Origin of the sequence: Pseudomonas sp. B21-031 (assembly GCF_024748985.1) — a bacterium.
GTDB lineage: Bacteria > Pseudomonadota > Gammaproteobacteria > Pseudomonadales > Pseudomonadaceae > Aquipseudomonas > Aquipseudomonas kermanshahensis.
Window position 1 is genome coordinate 3,630,196 of the sequence record NZ_CP087181.1, and the last position, 19,024, is coordinate 3,649,219.

General features: G+C 62.5%; 19 protein-coding genes. 11 read left to right on the forward strand and 8 right to left on the reverse strand.

Annotated elements, in window-relative coordinates:
* Window positions 1-14: 14 nt before the first annotated feature.
* Both LOY53_RS15940 and LOY53_RS15945 read right to left on the reverse strand, forming a co-directional pair.
* Window positions 15-1,397, reverse strand: coding sequence for an aspartate aminotransferase family protein (locus LOY53_RS15940; protein WP_252824801.1), 1,383 nt, complete (start codon window positions 1,395-1,397; stop codon window positions 15-17).
* A 45-nt stretch (window positions 1,398-1,442) separates the two neighbouring features.
* Window positions 1,443-2,246, reverse strand: coding sequence for a helix-turn-helix transcriptional regulator (locus LOY53_RS15945; protein WP_252827438.1), 804 nt, complete (start codon window positions 2,244-2,246; stop codon window positions 1,443-1,445).
* A gap of 333 nt (window positions 2,247-2,579) precedes the next feature.
* Here LOY53_RS15945 and LOY53_RS15950 point away from each other — a divergent pair, with 333 nt between their 5' ends.
* Entirely contained in the window at window positions 2,580-3,953 is a 1,374-nt protein-coding gene (locus LOY53_RS15950; protein ID WP_252824802.1) for an APC family permease, read from the forward strand.
* Window positions 3,954-3,956: 3 nt separating this feature from the next.
* Here the strand turns inward: LOY53_RS15950 and LOY53_RS15955 are convergent, their stop codons facing one another.
* Window positions 3,957-4,448, reverse strand: a complete 492-nt coding sequence (locus LOY53_RS15955; protein ID WP_186680527.1) for a GNAT family N-acetyltransferase — start codon at window positions 4,446-4,448, stop codon at window positions 3,957-3,959.
* A 138-nt stretch (window positions 4,449-4,586) separates the two neighbouring features.
* Between LOY53_RS15955 and LOY53_RS15960 the strand changes: the two genes are divergently transcribed.
* Together LOY53_RS15960 and LOY53_RS15965 are read left to right on the forward strand one after the other, a co-directional pair.
* A complete protein-coding gene (locus LOY53_RS15960) occupies window positions 4,587-5,183 on the forward strand; it encodes a biliverdin-producing heme oxygenase (protein ID WP_252824804.1) in 597 nt (198 codons plus the stop codon).
* Between the two features lie 211 nt (window positions 5,184-5,394).
* Entirely contained in the window at window positions 5,395-5,790 is a 396-nt protein-coding gene (locus LOY53_RS15965) for a hypothetical protein (RefSeq protein WP_252824805.1), read from the forward strand.
* 156 nt (window positions 5,791-5,946) lie between these two features.
* Here LOY53_RS15965 and LOY53_RS15970 read toward each other — a convergent pair whose 3' ends face one another.
* Together LOY53_RS15970 and LOY53_RS15975 are read right to left on the reverse strand one after the other, a co-directional pair.
* Window positions 5,947-6,105 carry a DUF2986 domain-containing protein gene (locus LOY53_RS15970; protein WP_081717545.1) on the reverse strand — a complete coding sequence of 53 codons (159 nt, stop codon included), beginning with the start codon at window positions 6,103-6,105 and terminating at the stop codon, window positions 5,947-5,949.
* 61 nt (window positions 6,106-6,166) lie between these two features.
* Window positions 6,167-6,982: an AraC family transcriptional regulator gene (locus tag LOY53_RS15975; RefSeq protein WP_252824807.1), complete on the reverse strand. Its 816-nt coding sequence runs from the start codon at window positions 6,980-6,982 to the stop codon at window positions 6,167-6,169.
* 114 nt (window positions 6,983-7,096) lie between these two features.
* On the opposite strand from LOY53_RS15975, the gene LOY53_RS15980 reads away from it, so the two are divergent.
* From LOY53_RS15980 to LOY53_RS15995, 4 genes are all read left to right on the forward strand, one after another.
* The gene (locus tag LOY53_RS15980) at window positions 7,097-8,005 is read left to right on the forward strand and encodes a DMT family transporter (RefSeq protein ID WP_252824809.1); all 909 of its coding nucleotides are present in this window, start codon (window positions 7,097-7,099) and stop codon (window positions 8,003-8,005) included.
* 133 nt (window positions 8,006-8,138) lie between these two features.
* A complete protein-coding gene (locus LOY53_RS15985) occupies window positions 8,139-9,893 on the forward strand; it encodes a phosphoethanolamine transferase CptA (protein ID WP_252824810.1) in 1,755 nt (584 codons plus the stop codon).
* 124 nt (window positions 9,894-10,017) lie between these two features.
* Window positions 10,018-10,680 carry a TetR/AcrR family transcriptional regulator gene (locus tag LOY53_RS15990; RefSeq protein ID WP_252824812.1) on the forward strand — a complete coding sequence of 221 codons (663 nt, stop codon included), beginning with the start codon at window positions 10,018-10,020 and terminating at the stop codon, window positions 10,678-10,680.
* A 53-nt stretch (window positions 10,681-10,733) separates the two neighbouring features.
* A complete protein-coding gene (locus LOY53_RS15995) occupies window positions 10,734-12,293 on the forward strand; it encodes an MDR family MFS transporter (RefSeq protein WP_252824814.1) in 1,560 nt (519 codons plus the stop codon).
* Here LOY53_RS15995 and LOY53_RS16000 read toward each other — a convergent pair.
* Window positions 12,245-13,453: an MFS transporter gene (locus LOY53_RS16000; RefSeq protein WP_258702958.1), complete on the reverse strand. Its 1,209-nt coding sequence runs from the start codon at window positions 13,451-13,453 to the stop codon at window positions 12,245-12,247. The two genes, LOY53_RS15995 and LOY53_RS16000, sit on opposite strands and share 49 nt — an antisense overlap.
* 104 nt (window positions 13,454-13,557) lie before the next feature.
* Between LOY53_RS16000 and LOY53_RS16005 the strand changes: the two genes are divergently transcribed.
* A complete protein-coding gene (locus LOY53_RS16005; RefSeq protein ID WP_258702959.1) occupies window positions 13,558-14,145 on the forward strand; it encodes a TetR/AcrR family transcriptional regulator in 588 nt (195 codons plus the stop codon).
* Window positions 14,146-14,203: 58 nt separating this feature from the next.
* Window positions 14,204-14,677 (forward strand): YMGG-like glycine zipper-containing protein, encoded by a 474-nt coding sequence (locus tag LOY53_RS16010; protein ID WP_085273138.1) that lies wholly within the window; start codon window positions 14,204-14,206, stop codon window positions 14,675-14,677.
* Window positions 14,678-14,713: 36 nt separating this feature from the next.
* Here LOY53_RS16010 and LOY53_RS16015 read toward each other — a convergent pair whose 3' ends face one another.
* Window positions 14,714-15,619: a LysR family transcriptional regulator gene (locus LOY53_RS16015; RefSeq protein ID WP_027596219.1), complete on the reverse strand. Its 906-nt coding sequence runs from the start codon at window positions 15,617-15,619 to the stop codon at window positions 14,714-14,716.
* Window positions 15,620-16,119: 500 nt separating this feature from the next.
* Here LOY53_RS16015 and LOY53_RS16020 point away from each other — a divergent pair, with 500 nt between their 5' ends.
* Together LOY53_RS16020 and LOY53_RS16025 are read left to right on the forward strand one after the other, a co-directional pair.
* Window positions 16,120-16,506 carry a VOC family protein gene (locus LOY53_RS16020; RefSeq protein ID WP_027596218.1) on the forward strand — a complete coding sequence of 129 codons (387 nt, stop codon included), beginning with the start codon at window positions 16,120-16,122 and terminating at the stop codon, window positions 16,504-16,506.
* 85 nt (window positions 16,507-16,591) lie between these two features.
* The gene (locus LOY53_RS16025; protein WP_252824817.1) at window positions 16,592-17,161 is read left to right on the forward strand and encodes a hypothetical protein; all 570 of its coding nucleotides are present in this window, start codon (window positions 16,592-16,594) and stop codon (window positions 17,159-17,161) included.
* 133 nt (window positions 17,162-17,294) lie between these two features.
* Here the strand turns inward: LOY53_RS16025 and LOY53_RS16030 are convergent, their stop codons facing one another.
* Window positions 17,295-18,974, reverse strand: coding sequence for an MFS transporter (locus LOY53_RS16030; protein ID WP_099454571.1), 1,680 nt, complete (start codon window positions 18,972-18,974; stop codon window positions 17,295-17,297).
* Between the last annotated feature and the right edge of the window lie 50 nt (window positions 18,975-19,024).

The window sequence follows — 19,024 nt, forward strand, 5'->3', positions numbered from 1 at the left end:
TGCGCCCCTTTGCCTCAGAGTCTGCCTGCCAACCGGGCAGTGCGGTCTACGGCGATACGTGTCTTGTCGACCAGTTCGTCCAGCTCGGCGCGGTTGGCCACCAATGCCGGCGCCATGATCATCCGGCCCAGGGTCGAGCGAATGATCACGCCTTCCTCGAAGCCGAAGGTGCGGCACTGCCAGGCCAGGTCGTTCTCATTGGCAAAGCGCTTGCGGGTCGGCTTGTGTTCAGCGAACTGCAGCGCCGCCACCAGGCCCGCACCCTGCACCTGGCCAATCAAGGGGTGATCGGCAAACACTTCACGCAGGATGCGCTGCAGGTACGGCCCGGTGTCGTCCTTCACCTGGCGTACGATGCCTTCATCGCGCAGCGCCTTGAGGTTGGCGATGGCCACGGCAGCCGCCACCGGGTGGCCCGAATAAGTCAGGCCGTGGGCGAACACCCCGCCGCGTTCCACCAGGGCTTCGGCGATGCGCTTGCTCAACACCAGGCCGCCCATGGGCACATAGCCGCTGGTCAGGCCCTTGGCGATCGACAGGGTGTCCGGCTCGAAGCCGAAATACTCATGGGCAAACCATTCGCCGGTGCGGCCAAAACCGCCGATCACTTCGTCGGCACATAGCAGCACGTCGTACTGGCGGCAGATCCGCTGGATCTCGGGCCAGTAGCTTTCCGGTGGGAAGATCATGCCCCCGGCCCCCTGGAAGGGTTCGGCGACAAAGCCGGCGACGTTTTCCGCGCCCAGTTCGAGGATCTTTTCCTCCAGCTGCAGCGCGCAGCGGCGGCCGAACTCGGCCGGCGTTAGCTCGCCACCTTCGGCGTACCAGTACGGCTCGTCGATGTGCGCCACGTCCGGGATCAGCCCGCCCATCTCGTGCATGAACTTCATACCGCCCAGCGCCGTGGCCGCCAGGGTCGAGCCGTGGTAGCCATTCCAGCGGCCAATCATGATTTTCTTGGTCGGCTGGCCAACCACCTGCCAGTAACGGCGCACGGTGCGGATCAGCACCTCGTTGGCCTCGGACCCGGAGTTGGTGTAGATCGCGTGGCTGTAGTGGCCAGGCAACAGGCTGAACAGCAACTCGGACAGCTCGATCACCGCCGGGTGGGTGGTGTGGAAGAACATGTTGTAGTAGGCCAACTGGTCCATTTGCGCGGCGGCGGCGGCGGTCAGGTCCTTGCGACCGTAACCCAGCTGAGTGCACCACAGCCCCGACATGCCATCCAGGTAACGCTTGCCCTCGCTGTCCCACAGGTGCAGCCGCTCCCCCCCAACCATGACCCGCGGGCCTTCGGCATTGAGCACCTTCTGGTCGAGAAAGGCATGGATGTGGTGCGCGGCGTCGGCGGCCTGGTAGTCACGGGTCTGGCGTTGGGGAACGAAAGGCGCATTCATGGGTGGTTTTCCTTGTTGTCGGTGGGTGTTGCAGGGCTGCGGCGCTTAGCGCAGCTTGCCCATGTAGCTTTCCAGCGGGTCCTTGCCCAGCACGCCCTGGGCATTGGCCAGCGCGTCGATGAACAAGGAAAACAGTTCGGATTGCGTGCCGATGTCGAGCTTGGCGTAGGCGTTTTTGCGGTGGGACTTGATGGTGTCTTCCGACACCCCCAGGCGCTCGGCCAGGGACTTGGTCGAATGGCCACGCAGGATGAGCTGGGCGATGCGGCACTCGCGCTCGGTCAGCAACGAGCTGCCAAAGTTGTTGAGCGCGGCATGGATACGCTGCTCCAGCACGTTCTCGAAACGCCCCCCGCGGCTCCCCAGCCCGGCGAAGTGCTTGTTGAGCACCGCCAGCACCCAGGGCGTGACACGGCCGAACAGCTCGCGGCTTGGCCCGTCCAGTTTGTCGGTGAAGGCCAGCGACACCGCCAGGCTCTGGCCGGGTGCGACCTGCAGGATGTAATTGAGCTCATCCTCCAGGTGCGAATGGCGATAGAACGACTGGTAATACTCACTCACTTCGAAATGGTCAGGAGCCACGTCGAACAGGCCGTAGCAGCCAGACTCGACGCGCTCCACGCAGGCGCCGTAGAACGGGTCGAGCAGGTAGAACCCGGAAAGGTAGCGGCTGACATTGCCTTCTGGCAGCCAGGGCGCCTTGTCATCCTGCTCGAACAGCGCACTCGGCATGCCGTCATGGGGGTAGAGGTAGACCGTGGTGGCCTGGATCGGCCGGATGAACCCGAGCGCGCCGAACAAGGTGGCGGCAAAGCCCGGTTGGCCGATCGTGTCGGTCACCTTGGCCATGTGCTCGAACCACTGCTCTGAAGCCAATTGGTCACTGTTCACTGGAATTCTGCCGGTAGCGGGAAACGGTATCGCCGTCGGGCGGCGCGTTGTTTGCAAATACTCCCACGGCCAGGCAGAGACCGAAATCACCCTTTGGGGTGAGCGTTTTCAGGCGACGACCGGCTCACCCCAAAGGGTGATTTCGAGTGTGCCTGGGGTGTGGGAGCATCGTCCGGCCCCACCCCTGAGGGCCGCGCACCGCACGCTGGCCCAGCCTCCTTTCATGACCCCACACGGTATCGAGCCCACTCGCCTACCGCGGCGTCCTGCATCCGATTTCAGGAGTTAGCAATGCATACAACAACAACTACAGCCCAACCCGCCCATGCCGCGTCGCCCTCCAGCCCTTCAGGCCGCTTTAGAAAATCCATGGGGCTGAGTGCCCTGGTGCTGTTCGGCCTTGCCTACATGGTGCCACTGGCGGTATTCACCACCTATGGCCTGGTTACTCAGATGACCAAGGGGCACCTGCCCACCGCCTACCTGCTGACCCTCGCCGCCATGCTGCTGACTGCCTACAGCTATGGCCGCATGGTGCAAGCGCACCCCTACTCCGGCTCCGTGTACACCTACACCCGCAAAGCCTTCGGCACCCACATCGGCTTCATGACCGGCTGGACGCTGCTGCTCGACTACATCTTTTTGCCGTTGCTCAGCTACTTGCTGATCGGCATCTACATGTCGGAATACTTCCCGGCCATCCATGCCTGGGTGTGGGTCGCGGGCTCCATCGCCCTGGTGACCTTCCTCAACCTGATCGGTATCGAATCGATTACCCGGGTGAACTGGATTCTGGTGGTCGTCCAGCTGGTGTTCATCATCGTCTTCGTCGGCTTGTCGATCAGCAATCTGGCCGGCCAGTCAGCACCTGTATCATTGCTTGCACCCTTCCACCATGAGGGCTTCAGCGTGCCGCTGATCATGACCGGCGCCGCGGTGCTGTGCCTGTCGTTTCTTGGTTTCGATGCGGTCTCGACCATGGCCGAGGAAACCAGTAACCCGACGTTTCGCATCCCACTGGCGATCATGGCCGTGTCGCTGATCGGCGGGCTGCTGTTTCTGGTGGTGTCGTATTGCGCGCAGATGGTCTTCCCGGAGTGGGGCAGTTTCGCCGACCCCGACTCGGCCTCGGTGGACGTGATGCGCCGGGTGGGCGGTGAACTGTTGGTGACGGCGTTTACCGCCACCTATGTAGCCGGCTGCTTCGCTTCGGCCATGGTCTCCCAGGCAAGCGTGTCGCGGGTGCTGTTCGCCATGGGGCGCGATGGGGCGTTGCCGGCCGTGTTTGGTCAACTGGTGACGAAAAAGCGTGTACCGGCGGCGGCGATCATGCTGGTCAGCCTGCTGTCGCTGATCGCTCTGTTCATCACCCTCGACACCGTCGCCAACATGATCAGCTTCGGCGCGTTGTTCGCGTTTTCCGCCGTGAACCTGGCCGTGGTCAAGCACTACCTGGTTGACCAGAAGCTACGTGGCACGCGCAACTGCCTGCTGTACGGCGTGGTTCCTGGGCTGGGGTTTCTCAGTACGCTGTGGCTGTGGAGCAGCCTGTCCAGCCTGTCATTTACCATCGGGCTGTGCTGGATGGGCGTGGGGTTCGCCTGCCTGCTTGGGCTGACCCGGGCGTTTCGGGTGAAACTGCCCGAGCTGCAGATGGCCGAATAAGGCTCAGAGCGTCATGAGCATTTCGTGCCAGGCCATGCCACCGTGCTCCGAGGGCGATGGCTGCACGTAGGTGTAGCCCAGCTTTTGGTACAGCGCGACATGCTGCTCTTTGCACATCAGGTGGATGGTCTGCTTGCCCTGGGCCTTCATGCGCTGGATGAACTCGCTCATCAGCCGCGTTGCATAGCCTTTGCCCTGATGTGCGGTGTCGACCACCACCGACATGATCACCACGTTCGGTGCCGCCGGGTCATGGCCGACCAGCTCCTTGAAGGCCTCGTCAGACATGACCACGTCATGCGCACAGCCACTGTTGATGAAGCCGACGGTTTCGCCCTCGGCTTCAAGTAGCAGAAAACCCTCCGGGTACTGGGCAATGCGGGTGCGGATTTTTTCCAGGGTTGCCGCTTCATCCCCTTCGTAGGCGCCGATTTCGATCGCGTAGCAGCGTTCAGCGTCGGCGGGCACGGGGTTGCGGAACTGAGGGGCGCTCATGCGCGGACTCCTTGGGCTAATGACGACAGGGCTGCATGATAAATCACTGCCGATTATTTTCGGCATGACAGGATCGTTTCCTGGGCTGAGCGATCTGATTACCATGCCACCCTCGCCACCTCGACACGGAAACGCCCAATGACTGCTACCGCCACGTGCCTCACCGAACCCGGCCGCTGTGCACGCCTGAAAGCGTCCAGCAGCCGCGACCACGACAGTGTCGATGCACTGGTCATGGCCGCACGCCCCTTCGAGGACCGTGAGCGCTATGCCCGCTTCCTGCAGGTGCAACACCGTTTCCATGGCAGCCTGACGGCGTTGTACCGCGATGAGCAGCTGAATCGACGGCTGCCGGGGTTGGTGCATTTATCGCGGTTCGAAGCGGTGGAGGCGGATCTGCAAGCCCTGGGGTTGCCGCTGCCTGCTGCGCCGCAACGGGTTATTGCCAGCCCTGCCGAGGCGTTGGGTTGGCTGTATTGCAGCGAAGGATCGAACCTGGGGGCGGCGTTCCTGTTCAAACAGACCCAGCGCCTGGGCCTGGATGGCAACCTGGGCGCTCGGCACCTGGCGCCCCACCCCGATGGCCGCGGCCTGCACTGGCGTGAGTTTGTCGCCAAGCTTGATGGGTTGGCACTGGAGCCAGAAGAGGAAGCGGAGGTGGTTGCCGGGGTGATTGCCGCGTTTGACAGTTATCGGGGGCATGTGCGAGCTGTGTTTGTGGAGGGTGAGGGTTGATAGTGCGATAGGGCTGACAAGGGTCACGCACCATGCCCCAGGAATAATTGGCCCGAAACAGATGTAGGAGCAGCCTTGTGCTGCGAAGCGCCGCGCGAGCGGCGCTCGATTGCATAGGCGCCAAATCAATCAACCCCTACCCCTTCTAGAACTTTTCCCTATTTAAAGGTCTATCTGCACAGGTAAATAGAACCAGAGGTTGGCTTCGCTCATGAAAATGCATGTCGCACGGTTGATGCTTCTCAGCCTGTTCACGTTCGCGGCGGTGGGCTCGGCATCAGCATCACAGATAAAGACCTCGAACGCGGTCTCCCCGGCCGCCACTGTTCAGGCACCGCAGCATCAGGCAGAAAACCCTTGGCCAACCGTGGCCAGCCTGGCGGGTGAGCACACGGCGCCGTTGCTCGCCCATGATGACCGCGACTGGCACGATGATCATTGGCATGATCGCAGAGGCGACTGGCGCCGCGAACAATGGCGCCGCGAGCAAGCCCGCCGCGAAGCCGAGCGCCGACGCGATTGGGAACGCCGTCGTGATTGGGAGCGCCGCCATGAACGGGCGATGCATCACCGCTATCAGGACGATCACCGCTACTATCGCCGTTGATGCGCGGCCCCCGGTAGGAGCAGCCTTGTGCTGCGAAGAGGCCAGTGACAGCAGCGACGATTTATTGGGTAGCTACCGGCCTCTTCGCAGCACAAGGCTGCTCCTACAGGGAAATGCATAACGGCAGATGGTCTGGCCGGGCCCCATTCTTTTTTATCAGCTCGGCGATTCGACAACCGTGGTTTCGGCAGCCTCTGCCAGCTTCAACCGGTCAGCTTTGCTGATGTACTTGGGCTTGCTTTTCGGCGCCAGCTTGGCACTGGCTTTCTTGGCATGCGCCTGCATCAACTGTTTGATCTTCTTACGACGGTTCATGGTTCCACTGGGCCTGTAGGTCTGGTTACGCTGCAGGCATCATACCTGTACGCCTGAGAAATCAAACCCGCGAATATCCGCTACGAAAACTGCCCGGCGTCAGCCCCACCACCTTCTTGAACGCCCGGTTCAAATGGCTCTGGTCAAAGAAACCGCACGCGATGGCGGCATCGGCGATGCTCAGGCCTGCACGCAACAGGCGTTGGGCGTGGGCGACCCGGACCTGGATCTGGTAGCTGTGGGGCGAGATGCCCACGCTCTTCTTGAATACCCGGATCAAGTACAACGGCTCAAGGCCCACCAGACTGGCCAGGTGCTCCAGCGAGACGTGCTGATCGTATTCGTCTTCGAGCTTGTGCCGCACCTGCTGCACGGCCCGCGTTTCGATGGCCTCGGAGGCTGCACCGCACAGGCCGCTAGGCGCGAACAGCAAGGGCAGCAACTCCAGCAAGAGGCTTTCCCGCTCCAGGCTGCAGTGCGACGCCTCGAGCGCTTGATGGTGATGCAAAAACGTGCGGGCCAGTACCGGGTGCTCGGCGAACGCAGCCCGGAACAGGTGGATGAAGTCGCCGGCCTGCTGCGGCATCAGGGTGCCATTGAGCCAGTGCGGGTCCACATACAGCATGCGGTACATCCAGCCCTGCTCATGGGCGGGCACGCCATCGTGGATCTCCCCGGGGCTGATGGTCACCACACTCCCCGGCCCGCCCAGGTCATGGCGACCGCGGTAGTACATCCGCTCCATGCCGGCGCTGATAACGCCCACGGCATAGCGATCATGCGAGTGGCGGCCGAACGCCTGGTGGCTGTATCGCGCCGTCAGCAGTTCACACCCCCCTTCAGGTATGCGCCTGAACGCAGCGAAGTCCTTGTTCACCCTGTCCCCCACTCCCAAGCTCAACCACCGCGTGTGCAGTTTTTTACAATACGTTCCGACGGTAGCTGGCTACGTTATCACGCCTTAAACAGGCACTGATCAACGGGAACCCTCATGTCAACCAACAACAACCGCGCAATCCTCGAACTGACGTTCGGCGGGTTGATGCTCAGCCTTTCCGCCTTGACTGTCGCATTCGCCCAGATAGGCGCCGGCGGCGCGGGCTTCTACCGGATGCTGTTTGCCTCCATCCTGTTCTTCATGCTGCTCAAGGCGCGGCGTACGCCGGTCATGCTCAAGGGCTTCAAGGCGCAGCTGTACACCGGGCTTGCCGGTGTGTTTCTGGCCATCGACCTGGCACTCTGGCACCAGAGCATCTACATCGTCGGCCCTGGCATCGGTTCGATCCTGACCAATTGCCAGGTGTTTTTCATGACCTTCCTGGGTTTTTACCTGCTCAAGGAACGGCCCTCGGCCAACTTCCTCGTCTCGATCACCCTGGCCTTTGTCGGGCTGTACCTGTTGCTGATGCCCGAAATGAGCAGTGCGCTGGGCATGAAGGGTGTCATCTATGGGGTACTGTCGGGGCTGGCCTATGCCGTCTGTGTGTACTTCCTCAAGGTCAACACCCAGTTGCCCGACGGCGGTGGCGACAAGATCGCGCAGATGCTCAACCTGAGCCTGTGGGCAGCACTGGTGTTGCTTGGCTACGCCCTGGCCAACGGTGAGAGCCTGGCCATCAACGATGGGCAGACCTGGCTGATGCTGGTGATCTATGGCGTGCTGGTGCAGTTCGTCGGCTGGTTGCTGGTCAACCGTTCGATCGGCGCGATCAGCCTGGGCCTGGCGGGCTTGATCCTGCTGCTGGAGCCGGTGATCACCTACTTCATCGACATCGCCTTCCTCGGCAAGGCCAACTCGACGCTCCAGGTGTGCGGTGCGTTACTGACCATTGTGGCGGTGTACATCGGCTCGATCCGCCCCCCGAAAAAAGCCAACGCGACCCTGCCCGAAGCCACCTGAAACGCCCCGGGCGGGCGTGCATCCCGTCTCATTGCGCTGCGCCTTGACGTTATTTTCACAACCTTCAGATTAGCGTCACGCCCTTTCCGGCCACGCGCACATTGGGTGGCTGCCAAGGTTCAACGAGGCATACGTGTCAGCTATTAAAAAAATCCCCACGCGCAAAGGCGTGGACTGGGCCGGCCTGGGCTGGCTCCTGCTGTTCTTCTGGTATTTCTCCGGCGTTACCCAGGCGCTGCTGCTGTTCAGTGGCACCACTGGCTTTGCCGGCTTTCGCGATGCGCTGTTTCTCAGCAGCCTGTGGCTGGCCCCTGTACTGCTGCTGCCGCGCTTTACCCGCGCTACCGCGGCAGTCATCGGCCTGGTGCTTTGGGCCGCCTCGCTGGTCGGCCTGAGCTACTTCGGCATCTATCGCCAGGAGTTCTCGCAAAGCGTCATCTTCGTGATGTTCGAATCCAATACCGCCGAGGCTGGCGAGTATTTCAGCCAATACTTCAGCCTCTGGCTGGGCCTGGCGCTGCTGCTGTATACCGTGGTGGCCGTGCTGCTGTACAAGCGCGTGCGCCCGGTCACGCTGCCCTTGCGCAGCCGCATCCCGGTGGTTGTCCTGCTGCTGGTGGCCAACCTGGTGTACCCCTTCTACAAGCAGATGGTCACCCAGGAACGCAACTTTGCCGACGCTGCCGAAAAGGTTCAGCAACGCATGGAACCTGCCGTGCCGTGGCAGTTGCTGGTCGGCTACAAGCAATACCGCCAACAGTTGAACAACATGCAGGAACTGCTGGCGCAGAACGCTGCGCTGCCGCCCTTGCAGAACCTGCGCAACAGCAGTGGTGACGCGCCGCGCACTTTAGTCCTGGTGCTGGGCGAATCGACCACCCGCGAGCACATGCACCTGTACGGCTACCCGCGCGATACCACGCCCAACCTCGATGCGCTGGCCGCCAGCGACAAAGGCCTGACGGTGTTCAGCAACGTGGTGTCGCCACGCCCCTACACCATCGAAGTGATGCAGCAGATCCTGACCTTTGGTGACGAACAGCACCCGGACCGCTTCCTCACCGACCCGTCGCTGATCAACTTGATGAAACAGGCAGGCTACAAGACTTTCTGGATCACCAACCAGCAGACCATGACCAAGCGCAACACCATGCTGACCACCTTCTCCCAGCAAACGGACGTGCCGGTCTACCTGAACAACCAGCGCAACCAAAACGCCAGCCAGTACGACGAAGTGGTGCTGGACCCGTTCGAGAAAGCCCTGCAAGATCCAGCGCCGAACAAGTTCATCATCATCCATCTGCTGGGCACGCACATGGATTACCGCTACCGCTACCCGAATGCCTTCCAGCATTTCAGCGATCGCCAGGGCGTGCCGGCCAAGCTTTCGCCCAGCGAGGTGGAAACCTACAACTTCTATGACAACGCAGTGCGCTACAACGACCACGTGGTGTCGAGCCTGATCAAGCGCTATTCGGCCACCACCCCCAACGGCTTCTTGCTGTACCTCTCCGACCACGGTGAGGATGTTTACAGCTCGGGCGATCACGACCGACTGGGGCGCAACGAAGGCGCCCCGACCCGGCCGATGTACACCATCCCGTTCCTGCTGTGGACCTCGCCGAGCTGGCAAGCGGCCCACCCGCGCGACCTGCAGGCCACGGCCAACCGTGCCTACAGCAGTTCGCACCTGATTCACACGCTGTCCGATCTGGCCGGGCTCAGCTATGACCTGTACGAGCCTGCTAAAAGCATCGTCAACCCGCAGTTTGAGGTTGTGCCGCGCTGGATCGGTGACCCCTACCGCAACAACGGCCTGCGCGAGTTCGACCACCTGCCACAGGACAAGGCCGAGCCTGTGCAGGAGACGGCCAGCAACGTGAAATAACCCCCTCACAACCACCGGGAGCGGCCTTGAGCCGCGCCCCGGTCGGCGTTTAAATTAAATTTAAATTGATTTTAGACTAAGCCTATTGCAAGCTCTGCCTACTCCCTACAGCGCAGAGCCCGCCATGCCCGCAGCCCCCCGAGAACCCCGCAAGGACGGCGCCGTCACCCGTACCCGGATCCTAGAATCCGCCGGTGAACTGTTCGCCGCGCTCGGTTATGCCGAAACCAGCAACAAGGCCGTGGCCGCCAAGGCAGAGGTCGACCTGGCGTCGATCAACTACCACTTTGGCAGCCGCAATGGCCTGTATCTGGCCGTGCTCGACGAGGCGCGCCAGCGCTTTCTGGATATCAGCGACTTGCAGCGGATCACCCAGAGCACACAGCCGGCTGCAGAAAAACTGCGGGTATTGGTAGAGCTGGTGGTTCGCAAGGCCTCGCAGGCCCAGGACAACTGGCACCTGCGTGTGCTGGCCGCCGAAATCCTCGCCCCCAGCCCCCACGGCCAGGCTCACCTGCAGGCCGCAGCGCCGCTGAAGCTGGCGCTGCTGAAAGGGCTGTTCAGCGAAATCACCGCCATCCCCGTGGACGCCCCTGCCCTCACCCGCTGCATCCTTTGCGTCACCGCGCCCTGGGCCATGCTGCTGATCGGCCCGCGCGGCGGGTCGGGGGCGCTGCACGAGATTCTTCAAATGCCCGGCGATGCAGTGGCTGCCCAGCTGTACAGCTTCGCCCTGGCAGGCCTGCAGGAAGTTGGCCGCCAGTATGCCCAAGCGGGCGTCAACTGATCACGCACGGATCGCGGCCCCCACGAACGCCTCACTCAGTTCAGGTCAGCCCCATGCACTCGACTGCCGATAACACCTCCCCCACCGCGCAGGCCGCAGCGGATACGCACACGTCTATCCCGCTGCTGCTGGCCGCACTGATGCTGGTGATGTTCCTCGCGGCCCTGGACCAGACCATCGTCTCGACCGCGCTGCCGACCATCGTCAGCGACCTCGGCGGGCTGCGCTGGCTGTCCTGGGTCGTGACCGCCTACCTGCTGGCGTCTACGGTGGTGGTGCCGTTGTACGGCAAGTTCGGTGACCTGTATGGCCGCAAGCGGGTATTGCAGATTGCCATCGTGCTGTTCCTGCTCGGTTCGGCGCTGTGCGGCGCGGCGCAAGACATGGCCCAGCTGATAACCTTCCGGGCCCTGCAAGGCTTGGGCGGTGGCGGCCTGATGGTGGTGGCGATGGCCGCGATCGGCGATGTCATCGCGCCGGCCGAACGCGGCCGTTACCAAGGCTTGTTCGGCGGCGTGTTCGGCCTGGCGACGGTGGTAGGCCCGCTGATCGGCGGTTTTTTGGTGGAGCACCTGTCCTGGCACTGGATCTTCTACATCAACCTGCCGCTGGGCCTGCTCGCGCTGCTGGTGATCGGCGGTGTGTTCCGCCCACACGTGGCTCGGGTCAAACACGTGGTCGACTACATCGGTGCGTTCTTTCTGACCGTGGCCCTGGCGGCCGTGGTGCTCATCACCAGCCTGGGCGGCAGCCTGCTGCCGTGGGCCTCGCTGGATGTGCTGTGCCTGGCGTTGTTCGCCCTGATCGGCCTGGTCGGCTTCGTGTTCGAACAACGCCGCGCCGCCGAACCGATCATGCCGCTGCACCTGTTTCGCCACCGTACCTTCGTGCTCGCCGGCCTGATCGGCTTTATTGTCGGGGTGTCGCTGTTCGGTGCGGTGACCTTCCTGCCGCTGTACATGCAGGTGGTGAAAAACGCCACGCCAACCAGTGCCGGCCTGCAGATGCTGCCGTTGATGGGCGGCCTGCTGGTGGTGTCGGCGATTACCGGGCGGCTGATCAGTCGCTGGGGCCGCTACCGGATCTTCCCAATCGTCGGCACCCTGCTGCAGGTGATTGCCCTGGGCCTGCTCAGCCAGCTCGACCTGCACACGCCCATGGCGTTGATGAACGTCTACATGGGCCTGCTGGGTGCCGGGCTGGGCATGGTCATGCAGGTGCTGATCCTGGCCGTGCAGAACAGTGTCGAGCCTCGCCACATGGGCGTGGCGACCTCTGGCGCCACGCTGTTCCGCTCGATTGGCGGCTCCATCGGCGTGTCGCTGTTCGGCGCGTTGTTTTCCCATGCGTTGCTGGGGCAACTGAGCGGCGACTTCGCTGCCCAGGCTGGGGCAGCGGCCAGCCTGTCACCTACCGCAGTGCATGCATTGCCGGCCGCCTTGCAACAGACTTACCTGGAAGCGTTTTCTGCCGCCATGCACGAGGTGTTCCTGATGGCCTGCCTGATTACCAGTGTGGCATTCGCCTTGTCGTGGTTGCTGCGCGAGGTGCCACTGCGCCGGGCTCATGCGCCTGACAAGGCTGCACCCGTCGCTGTGCCCAGCCGTCGATAGCTGTACAGCGCCAGCAACGCGACCGCCACACCTGCGACCACCGCGACTTGATAACCCGCCTTGGCGCCCAACAGGTCGACCACCTGCCCTGACGCCAATGCCCCCAGCGCGACACCGACATTTAACCCCGCCAGCAGCCAGGTCATGCCCTCAGTCAGCTGCTGTGCGGGCACACTGCGCTCCACCAGCGACATCGCCACGATCAGCGTCGGCGCAAAGAACAGGCCCGCTAGCAGAACGGCAGCCGCAAGCCCGAAGACGCTGTCAGCCAGCAGCAACGGCAAGGTCGTCACTGCCGTCGCCAGGCCACCGAGCAACAGCAGCCGGTGCAAGGGCGTTGGCAATTTCAAGGCACCGAATACCAGGCCAGCAGCGCAGGAGCCGACGGCATAGCACGCCAATACCACGCTGGCCGCTGCCGGCATGCCGGCCTGTTCGGCGAAAGCCACGCTGACGATGTCGACGCTGCCCACGATCACGCCCATGGCCACCATCAGCAACGCCAGCAGCCGAACATCGCAGTGCTGCAACACCGAGCCCTGGCCTTTCGATGCACCTGCATCTGCATCCACGGGCGGTTCACTACCAGTTTGAGCGACCAAGGCGAACACCCCGATCGCCAACAGCAGCGCCGCAGCCAATGGCCCGGCCTGGGGCAGCACGCCCACGCAGAGCCCCACCGACACCGGTGGCCCAGCAATGAAGGTGACCTCGTCGAGCACCGTCTCCAGGGAATACGCCACCTGCAAGTGCGGCGTGCCCCTGTACAGCGCCGTCCAGCGCGCACGGACCATCGCCGACATGCTCGGCATGAAGCCTGCCAACGCGGCCCCGACGAACAGCCCCCAATCGGGCGCTTGCCACCAAGTACAGGCCAACAGCACCAGCAGGCCCAGTACACACAAGCCTGCAGCGGCGGGCAGCACACGGCGCTGCCCGTGCCGGTCGACCAAGCGGGACACCTGCGGTGACATCAGTGCATAGGTCAACACGAACGTCGCCGCCACGGCCCCCGCCAGGGCATAGCTACCGCGTAGCTGCGAGAGCAGGGTGATGATGCCGATGCCCGTCATCGGCAGAGGCAAACGTGCCAGCAGGCCTGCCAAGGCAAAGCCGGCCGTGCCTTTTGCCTGGAACAGTTGGCGGTAGGGGTTGAGCATGATCGACTCTCCGTATCGAAAAAAGCGGCTTACATACACACTGTATGATTAAAACCCCATTATCATACGCACTGAATGTAAAGCCGCACTTTCAGGAGCCCCCAATGGTCAGACGTACCCGCGCCGACATGGAACAGACCCGCGCCACCCTGCTGGAGACTGCACGCCAGGTTTTCAGCGAACGTGGCTATGGTGAGACATCGATGGACGACCTGACGGCCCAGGCCAACCTCACCCGTGGCGCCCTTTATCATCATTTCGGCGACAAGAAGGGCCTTTTGGCCGCCGTTATCGCGCAAATAGATGCAGAAATGGACGCACGTCTGCACGCGATCTCCGACACGGCCAGCGACCCCTGGGAGGGCTTTCGCAACCGCTGCCGCGCCTACCTGGAAATGGCCCGCGAGCCGGAGATTCAGCGCATCGTTTTGCGTGATGGGCGTGCCGTATTGGGTGCCCCTACCCCGCAAGCGCAGCTGCACTGCGTCGCGTCGCTGCGCAGCATGCTGGAGCAGTTGATGGCGCAGGGCGTGGTCGCCCAGGCCAATCCACAGGCGTTGGCGTCGCTGATCTGCGGGGGCCTGGCAGAAACGGCATTCTGGATTGCCGAAGATGAGGGCCAAGGCCAACGGCTGGAGCAGGCCCTGGACGCCATGGAACTGATGCTCAAAGGGCTGCGCAATCCCTGCTGAAAAACCGCGCAGGCGGACTATCCTGTGAGAGGGGGTTCACGCCCACAGGAGGTGTGCCATGCGTTCGCTCACATGGAGTTACCTGCTGGTGCTGCTGTGCACAGCACCTGCCGCCCAGGCGCAGTCAGTGGTACCGCTGAAAGGCCAGAGCAGCCAGCAGATGCAACTGGACATCAATGATTGCAATACCGTCGCCACCAATGCCGCGAACAGCGCCTCGACATCCAGCGATGCCCACGTTGGTGGCCGGGTACGCGGCGCGGCAGCTGGCGCAGCTGCTGGTGCCGTGGGTGCGCAGGTCCGCGGCAATCAGCATGAAGAGCTGTACGACCGGGCCAGCGACGATGCCAAGCAGCAATACCGGCAAAACCGCGCCGGTGAAACCGCCGCTGCCGGTGCGGCAGTGGGGGGCATGCGCCAGCGCCAGGATCGCCGCCAGGACCGGCGTACCCAGGGCGAAGCACAGAGCTCGGCCCATGCCAGCGCGTACAGCGGTTGCCTGCAAGGGCGTGGGTACCAGGTCAACCCTTGAACGTTTGATGCACCAAGGTCAGGCCGACGGCAGGCATTAGAACTTGGCCAGTTCTTCCCGGCAAAACTCGACGAACAGTTGTGCCGGCTTGGTCAACTGAACCCGCTTCAAGCGGGCTGCCGCCAGCCCCGACAGCGCCACAGGTTCGGCGATATCGACCATCGCCAAGCGCTGCCCATCGTAGGTGCATTCCGAATGTGGACGGGTCACCAGCAGCGAAAAACCGAACCCCTGCCCCACCATCCCGCGCACCATCTCGATCGACGGCGAGCTGAAGACGATGTTCGGGGTGAGGCCCATTTCATTGAACAGGCTGACGAAATAGGTCCGGCTGGGGGCCACGTCCAGCAGAATCATCGGCTCGGGGCAGAGATCGCGCAGCGAGACCTGGCTTTGCCCGGCAAACCGGTGCTTTTCGGGCAACAGTACATAGGGTTTTTGCGGCGGCATCAGCGGCTCGGCCTCAATGGTGCCGTCCAGGTCGTGGTCGTAGAGAAACGCCAAGTCGAAGGTGCCGGCGGTCAGGCCCTGAATCAGGTCCTGCTGCTCGCCATCGCGCAGGCGGATGTCAACGCCAGGGTAGCGTTCGCGAAAGCCGGCGATCAGGCGTGGCAAGTACAGCGGCGCCACCGTCTCGAAACAGCCGATGTCGATCTGCCCGGCCACGGTGTCGTTATCGGCTAGGGCGTTCTGCTCGAACTCGTGGGCCATCTGTAGCAGCGATTTGGTCTTGGCGTAGAAGCGCTTGCCGCTGGGTGTCAGCGACACACCTTGGGCGTGGTGACGGATGAACAGTTGCACGCCAAAGCTTTCTTCCAGGCTTTTGATGGCCGTGGAGATGGACGGCTGGGCGATGTACAGCTGGCGCGAGGCCTCGGCGACGCTGCCGGCCTCCACGGTGGTGACGAAATACTTGAGTTGTCGCAAGGTATAGGAAGCCACAGGCACCTCTTTGGCGCCGCCTGGGCGCGCTGGTATTTTGCCTGTCACTTTAACGTGGCGCCTGGCTGCCGGGGGATCGGGCTATGAAGGATTTACCTATGGCTTGAGCATGTTTTTTAGTGGGAGGCGCATGGCGCCCCCCCCTGCTCGGATCACTCAAAGTCAATGTTCGCAGGTACGCACTCGTCTCCGACGCTCTTGAACCCTGGCGCGCAAGGCATTCCGACGAGAGGTGCTACACCTCTTGTACGCCATGACAGGGTTTTCTGCATCGCGACTTCCTCAACGTGTTCAAGGCCATCAAGGAATGGCGATTCATTCTTCGGTTTATCTTGCATGGTCATTTCTCCGGTTTATGTGAATTGCCCATTCAAGCTACAACCTGCTCGCGCCCATACCCACCGGGAAATGCCCCAACCTCTGCACACTGAAATGAACCCCGGCGCGGCCCAAAAGGTCTTTACTGAAAGTGGACAAGTCCCCAAAAACGGTGTGCGCCTATGAAGATCGTTGTCACCAGTATTCTTGTCGACGACCAGGCCAAGGCCTTGGCTTTCTATCACTACGTGCTCGGCTTCATGCCCAAACATGACATCCCCCTGGGCCGGCACCGCTGGCTTACCCTGACCTCACCCCACGAGCCAAACGGCGTCGAGCTGCTGCTGGAGCCTGATGCCCACCCTGCCGCCAAGGTGTATAAGGCTGCGCTCAAGCAGGACGGCATCCCCGTCACCTCGTTCGGCGTGCGCGACATCCAGGCGGAATACACCCGTCTGTGCGCGGCAGGCGTGCAGTTTACCCAACCGCCAACGGCCGCAGGGCCAGTCACCGTGGCCGTGTTCGACGACACCTGCGGCAACCTCATCCAGATCGCTCAGAAACACTAACGGTCACCCCCGCCTGGCGGGCACCCGTGGCCCGCCGTCCGCTATAGTTGCCTTTGCTTACTTGCGCAGCCAACAAGGAAAACAAATGCGCCACGAATTCAGTGAGGTCCTCAACGACCTGATCGATTACTTCCTGGTCGGCGACATTCAGTTGCTCGAGCGTTTTAAGCAAGACAACGACTTGGCGGACGACTTGGCCCACGCATTCACCCATGACGACAGCGGTGACAAGGCGGTGCGCGAAGGTGTGGTGCTGCCCATTGCAGGCATCGATAACCTGCCCTATCGGATCATCTTCACCCTCGATGGCCACACCCCTGCCCTGCGTGAGCCGGGTAGCCGCCTGAAGCATCAGCGTGCCGGCTACGTACTGCGCGTTGAGCACCGCGCGTTGATGCTGTACACCTGGCGCATCCTGCAGCACTTCACCAACAAGGCCCTCGGTGATCTGTTGGCACGCTACCAGGCGCCTGGGCGGCCGATCATCGAGCTGGACAACGGCTGGTATGACGTGGAGGTGCTCGGCGGTGCGGTGGTGCGGGATGGGTTGTACGAGCCGGCGTTCGAGTTCGTTTTGAAGAAGCGCTGGAGCCGCGGGGAAGCCACCGGGGTAGATACCGGATATGCCTTTACCCTGCGAGGTTATTTTGACTGAGGCAGGTCATGCACGCTTCGGTAGGAGCAGCCTTGTGCTGCGAAGAGGCCGGGGATAACAACGGAGATCTTCGCTGCTGTCACCGGCCTCTTCGCAGCACAAGGCTGCTCCTACACGGGTTCCTTAGCCTGACTCAGGTGTGGCTGATATCGCGATCCTTGGTCTCCGGCATGAAGAAGATCCCCAGCACCGCCGTCATCAGCGCAATCACGATCGGGTACCACAAGCCGTAGTAGATATCCCCGGTCGCCGCCACCATGGCAAACGCCACGGTCGGCAGGAAGCCGCCGAACCAACCGTTGCCAATGTGGTACGGCAGCGACATCGAGGTATAGCGGATGCGCGCCGGGAACAGTTCGACCAGCCAGGCCGCAATCGGCCCATAGACCATGGTCACGTAGATCACCAGGATGGTCAGCAGCAACAGCACCATCGGGTAGTGAATCTTCGCAGGGTCGGCCTTCTCGGGGTAACCCGCCTCCTTCAGCGCCCCGACGAGGGTGGCGGTAAAGGCATCGCTCTGCGTCTTGAGGTCCGCTGCGGCCAGGCTGCGGCCATCAAAGCTCGGGATCACCCGCTCGCCAATACGGATCTGCGCCACGCTGCCGGGCTCGGCCTTCTCATTGGAATACGGGATCGCCCGCTTAGCCAGCAGGCTCTTGGCGATGTCGCAGGAACTGGTGAATTTGGCCTTGCCCACCGGGTCGAACTGGAACGCGCACTGGCCAGGGTCAGCCACCACCACCACCGGGTTCTGCTCCTGGGCGACGAACACGTCCGGGTTGCCGTACTCGGTCAGCGCCTTGAAGATTGGGAAGTAGGTCAGCGCGGCGATGATGCAACCGGCCATGATGATCTTCTTGCGGCCAATGCGGTCCGACAGGCTGCCAAAGATGATGAAGAACGGCGTGCCGATCAGCAGCGAACCTGCGATGAGCAAGTTGGCGGTCTGCGGGTCGATCTTGAGCGTCTGCAACAAGAAGAACAGCGCATAGAACTGCCCGGTGTACCACACCACCGCCTGGCCGGCGGTGCCGCCGAGCAGCGACATGATCACCACCTTGAGGTTTTCCCAACGGGCGAACGACTCGGTCAACGGCGCCTTGGACGCCTTGCCCTCGGCCTTCATCTTCATGAACACCGGCGACTCGTTGAGCTGCATGCGGATGTACACCGAAATGGCCAACAACAGGATCGACAGCAAGAACGGAATGCGCCAGCCCCACGCCTCGAACGCCTCGGTGCCCATGGCCGTGCGGCAGGCCAGGATCACCAGCAGCGACAGGAACAGCCCCAACGTCGCGGTGGTCTGGATCCAGGCAGTAAAGAAGCCACGCCGGCCCTTGGGCGCATGTTCGGCCACGTAGGTCGCCGCGCCGCCGTATTCACCGCCCAGTGCCAGGCCCTGCAGCAGGCGCAGGCTGATCAGAATGACCGGCGCCGCCACCCCAATCGACGCATAGCTGGGCAACAACCCGACCAGCGCGGTGGACAGGCCCATGATGACGATGGTGATCAGGAAGGTGTGCTTGCGCCCGATCAAATCACCGAGGCGGCCGAACACGATGGCCCCGAACGGCCGCACGGCAAAGCCTGCGGCAAACGCCAACAGGGCGAAGATGAACGAGGTGGTTTCATTGACGCCGGCAAAGAAGTGCTTGGCGATGATCGCGGCCAGTGAGCCGTACAGGTAAAAGTCGTACCATTCGAACACCGTGCCCAGGGATGAGGCGAAGATGACCTTGCGCTCCTCCCGGGTGATACCGCGTTGGGGCGCGCTACTGCCCGTGGATGCGCTGTCGAGAACCGCCATGGGTTGCCTCCGTCTTGTCGTTATCGCAGGCCGGAGTACCTCACACCCAT